The following is a 606-nucleotide window of genomic DNA, read 5'->3' as shown; positions in this document are numbered from 1 at the left end:
TCCGCGCGACCCAGATACTCCAGATCACCAGCACTGTTCCACGACGCCACGTCACCCGTGCGGTACAACACCTCACCAGCAGCAAAAGGACTCGCCACAAACCGCGTCGACGTCAACCCCGCCTGACCCAGATAACCCCGAGCCAACTGCACACCCGAGACATACATCTCACCCGCGACACCAACCGGCACCGGAGCCAAACGTGTATCGAGCACGAACACCTGCAAACCCGAAATAGCCTGACCCACAACACTCGCCGACGCATCCGCCGCCATCGCAGCATCCAACACACGATGGCTGACATGCACCGTCGTCTCCGTGATGCCGTACATGTTCACCAACGTCGGCGCAGAGTCACCGCGGCGGCCATACCAGTCCGACAAGCGTCGAAGCTCGAGCGCCTCGCCACCGAAAACAACCCACCGCAACGACAACTCGGCGGCCTGACCGGATTCCGACGCGGTGACTCCGCGCCGACGTTGGTGAACATGTACGGCATCACGGAGACGACGGTGCATGTCAGCCATCGCGTGTTGGATGCTGCGATGGCGGCGGATGCGTCGGCGAGTGTTGTGGGTCAGGCTATTTCGGGTTTGCAGGTGTTCG

1 protein-coding gene is annotated in these 606 nt (G+C 61.9%); it reads right to left on the bottom strand.

Annotation, left to right across the window (positions count from 1 at the left end):
* The coding region (locus tag FEZ59_RS29675; RefSeq protein WP_172933570.1) for an AMP-binding protein at positions 1 to 527 on the bottom strand (527 nt) is incomplete at its 3' end.
* Positions 528 to 606 lie beyond the last annotated feature (79 nt).

Source organism: Rhodococcus sp. MS13 (assembly GCF_013277835.1).
In the GTDB taxonomy this organism is placed as follows: Bacteria; Actinomycetota; Actinomycetes; order Mycobacteriales; family Mycobacteriaceae; genus Rhodococcus_F; species Rhodococcus_F erythropolis.
Note: the sequence above shows the minus strand (reverse complement) of the source record. Positions and strands in the feature narration are given on the sequence as shown.